The sequence below is a fragment of the Paenibacillus darwinianus genome (assembly GCF_000598065.1).
Lineage (GTDB): Bacteria > Bacillota > Bacilli > Paenibacillales > Paenibacillaceae > Paenibacillus_I > Paenibacillus_I darwinianus.
Genome location: NZ_KK082183.1, coordinates 1 through 3,687 on the forward strand (window position 1 = coordinate 1; position 3,687 = coordinate 3,687).

At 61.4% G+C, this 3,687-nt stretch carries 6 protein-coding genes; all 6 read right to left on the reverse strand.

All coding sequences use genetic code 11. The annotated features are described in order from the left end of the window. On the reverse strand, positions 1-254 hold a 254-nt coding region (locus tag BG52_RS11645; protein ID WP_036667306.1), incomplete at its 3' end, for a hypothetical protein. Then, entirely contained in the window at positions 251-718 is a 468-nt protein-coding gene (locus BG52_RS11650; protein WP_036585234.1) for a thiol-disulfide oxidoreductase DCC family protein, read from the reverse strand. The genes BG52_RS11650 and BG52_RS11645, both read right to left, overlap by 4 nt. A 60-nt stretch (positions 719-778) precedes the next feature. Continuing rightward, positions 779-1,813, reverse strand: coding sequence for a Holliday junction branch migration DNA helicase RuvB (gene ruvB / locus BG52_RS11655; protein WP_036585233.1), 1,035 nt, complete (start codon positions 1,811-1,813; stop codon positions 779-781). A gap of 17 nt (positions 1,814-1,830) precedes the next feature. Further along, positions 1,831-2,457, reverse strand: a complete 627-nt coding sequence (gene ruvA, locus BG52_RS11660) for a Holliday junction branch migration protein RuvA (protein ID WP_036585231.1) — start codon at positions 2,455-2,457, stop codon at positions 1,831-1,833. Beyond that, complete coding sequence (gene ruvC / locus BG52_RS11665) at positions 2,454-2,957, reverse strand: crossover junction endodeoxyribonuclease RuvC (RefSeq protein ID WP_036585229.1); 504 nt, start codon at positions 2,955-2,957, stop codon at positions 2,454-2,456. Before ruvC ends, ruvA begins: the two co-directional genes overlap by 4 nt. Before the next feature lie 148 nt (positions 2,958-3,105). Beyond that, positions 3,106-3,687: BofC C-terminal domain-containing protein (locus tag BG52_RS11670; RefSeq protein WP_190287531.1), on the reverse strand; the 582-nt coding region annotated here is incomplete at its 5' end.

The following is a 3,687-nucleotide window of genomic DNA, read 5'->3' on the forward strand; positions in this document are numbered from 1 at the left end:
AAGCCGATAGCCAACCCGCCAGCGGATGCGAATGTTGCCGCCGGCGTGTTCAACCTGTATTTGCCCGGCAGCTCGAGGAAAATCGCTACCCGAATACTGTCGAGGCTGGGCACCGCTCCGTAAGACGACCACGGCGTAACGGCTGTTATGACAACGGCCAAAACAATGGATAAGGCGGCAAATCGTTTCATCCGCCGAACGGACGCAAGCTGCCGAAGACGGCGGCCTGCGCTTGTCCGCATTAATTCACTCATCTAATAGGATCCTCCCGTTCCGAAGCCGACCGCTCCGGCAGCCTACAGGCGCCGTCCGCGCAGCCTTCGTCGGTTTTGCCGAACCAGTCGTAACGCCGGTTCGCGATAAGGCGATACAATCTGTCCGCAGCTCTGCGCATCCCCGGAATCCGGTACAGCCAGGCGACAAGCCGGAATCCCGGCAGCACGTGCATAATCCGGACAACGCCGTCCGCTCCGGCAAATAGGCGCCCGTCCCGGTCGACGACGTGAAGCTTGGCGTACAGCGTTTGCTGATCGAGATTGTCCCGCCCCGGGATATCCGGCGCGCCGCCATCGGCCAGTGATTGCAGCGTAACATATATAAGCTCGGCCCGCTTAGGCTTGAACGCTTGCAGCCGTTTGACCGTTCCCGTGCACAAGATGCAATATGCGTCGTACACCACATAAAGCGTCTCGATCGGCCCGCGTTTTGCACCTGCCATCGGTCTCTCCTTTCGGATGCCGGCGCGTAGGCCGGCGCTATCTCAAAGGTATAGGCGCAATTAGAATGACTTGTGTTCCGGCTCGCTGCCTCTGCGTTCCGGAGGAACCGGCAAGCCCAGATGACGATAAGCTTGAGGCGTCACGACCCGGCCGCGCGGCGTACGCTGCAGAAACCCGATTTGCATTAAATACGGCTCGTACACATCCTCGATCGTCTGGCCTTCCTCCCCGATCGTGGCGGCGATCGTATCGACGCCGACCGGACCGCCTTGGAAATTCGATATCATCGCACGGAGCATTTTGTGATCGATCTGGTCCAATCCCATCGGATCGACCGCGATCAGCTCCAACGCATGCTTGGCCAGCTCATAGGTGATCATGCCGTCGCCGCGCACCTGCGCGAAATCCCTGACCCGCTTGAGCAGGCGATTGGCGATACGCGGTGTTCCCCGCGAACGCATCGCGATTTCCTCTGCCGCTTCGCCGATCAAGCTGACGTTCAGAATGTCGGCCGCGCGCGAAACGATGAACGCCAGCTCGTCGACCTTGTAAAATTCCAGCCGACTGACGACGCCGAACCGGTCCCGCAGGGGGGCGGACAGCAGACCGGCGCGCGTTGTCGCGCCGATGAGCGTGAAGGGGGGAAGGTCCAGCCGCACAGAGCGCGCGCTTGGCCCTTTGCCGATCATAATATCGAGCGCAAAATCCTCCATCGCCGGGTACAGCACCTCCTCCACCGTCCGATGAAGCCGGTGAATCTCGTCAATGAACAGGACGTCGCCTTCTTGCAGATTCGTCAATATGGCCGCCAAATCTCCCGGCCGCTCGATAGCGGGTCCGGACGTGGTCCGCATATTGACGCCCAGCTCATTGGCAATGATGGTCGACAGCGTCGTCTTTCCAAGGCCGGGCGGACCGTACAGCAGCACGTGATCAAGCGCCTCCTTGCGCATTTTGGCCGCTTCGATATAAACCTTCAGGTTCTCCTTCACTTGCGACTGGCCGATATACTCGGCCAGGTAACGGGGACGGAGGCTCAGCTCCACCGCTTGATCCTCCATCATCAGGTTGGCGGATATGATTCTGTCGTCCATTTCGTTGCTCCCTCCCGTCAACCTTTAAACAGCTGCTGCAGCGCCCGCTTCATCAGGGCGTCGACCGTTTCGTCCGGCTCCGCCTTCCGGCCGAGTCCCTGCCATGCCCGGTCCAGCTCGGCCGCCGTGTACCCGAGCGCGGCCAGCGCCTCGCGCGCTTCCGGCCAAGCGGTTCCCGCTCCCTCGCCGCCGGATACGGCCGCCGTCTCGTATTCAAGACCCGCGGCGGCCACCAGGCTGCCGGCGATCGCGTCCATTTTATCCTTCAGATCGAGAATCATACGCTGTGCCGTCTTGCGGCCAATGCCCGGCAGCTTCGTCAGGAACGCCACATTCTCCTGCTGGATCGCGGCGATGACCGACTCCGGCTTGGCCCCGGCGAGCACGCCGAGCGCCACCCGCGGGCCGATGCCGGACACGTCCAGCAGCTTGCGGAACAGCTTTTGCTCCTCCCTCGTGCCGAAGCCGAACAGCAGTGTCGCGTCCTCCCGCACATGGTGGTGCGTGTAGACCGTTACCGGCTCATCCGAGCCTGCGAGCGCATACGGATTCGGGGTGAACACCCGATAGCCGATATCGCGTACGTCCAGGACAACGTACTCGGTCTCAATATGTACAACCCTTCCTTTCACATAATCGATCATCGACGCGTCACTCCGTTCATTTTATCCAGCAGCACCGCCGAATGGGCGTGGCAAATACCGATCGCAAGGGCATCCGCCACATCGTCCGGTTTCGGCACCGCGGACAGCTTCAGGAACATTTTGGTCATTTCCTGCACCTGGCGCTTCTCCGCCTTGCCGTAGCCGACAATGGCCTGCTTCACCTGCATCGGCGTGTACTCCGCCACGGGCAGCCCCCGCTGGACGGCGGCCAGCACGATGACGCCCCGCGCCTCGCCGACGGTAAAAGCCGTCGTCACATTGCGGTTGAAAAAAAGCTTCTCCACCGCCACGGCGTCCGGTTTGTATTTGTCCATGAGCGCTCCGATCGACTCGTACACCTGCATCAGCCGCGTCGGATGCGACGTGCCGGCGACCGTCTCGACGGAGCCGTATTGCACGGGAACCAGCCGGCTCCCGATTTTGTCGATAAATCCGAACCCGACAATGGCAATGCCCGGGTCAATCCCCAATACCCGCAAAGTGTTTCCTCTCCCCGCCTAACCCGAGTGCTTGTCAGCTTCCACCCATTATACCAAATGTTCGCACCGATGAGAACACGGCGTTCAAAAGATCCGCGATCCATGCTGCCGTTACGCGGGCAAAAAACAAGACGCCCGCGACGGGGCGTCAAAATGTCGGCTTCATGACCTTCCGGCTTTCCTCAAGCGCATAATCGGCGAACGACGACAGCACGCTGTTGAACTCGTCGACATCCGTCACGCGAATTCCCCGCTCCAGCGCATCGATCCGGCCCGGCGGGAGACTGCTCTCCATATAAGTCACATCCAGCTGAAAAAACGTCCGCAGCACCTTGTTCCGCTCCGGCGGGCCGTCAAATAGAGACAGATTGCCTTCCTTGTCGACGCCGAACACGGCGCTTTCCTTGCACGCCGGCGACAGATCGTCGATCCTCTCTTCAAGCGCCACCGTTCCGTCCGGATCCATCACCGCAGTCCAGCCGGGGTGCTCCTGCAGCAGCGAGATCGTCCGCTTTGCGCTTATCACACCAAGCGACCGGGTTTCCTCCCCGCACAGATAGATGCGGCGCAGCCGCACGGGGAGCGGATCCTTGCTCGTCCGAAGCGTCTCGATCACGCTTTGCGGCGTGCTGCTGCGCTCGGCCGTCGCTTCGACGCTGCGCACCCCGGAGGAATAGACGCGCTGAGCCGCCGCGTCGGCTCCGGCAGCTCCGGACGCGGCGGCTTCAAC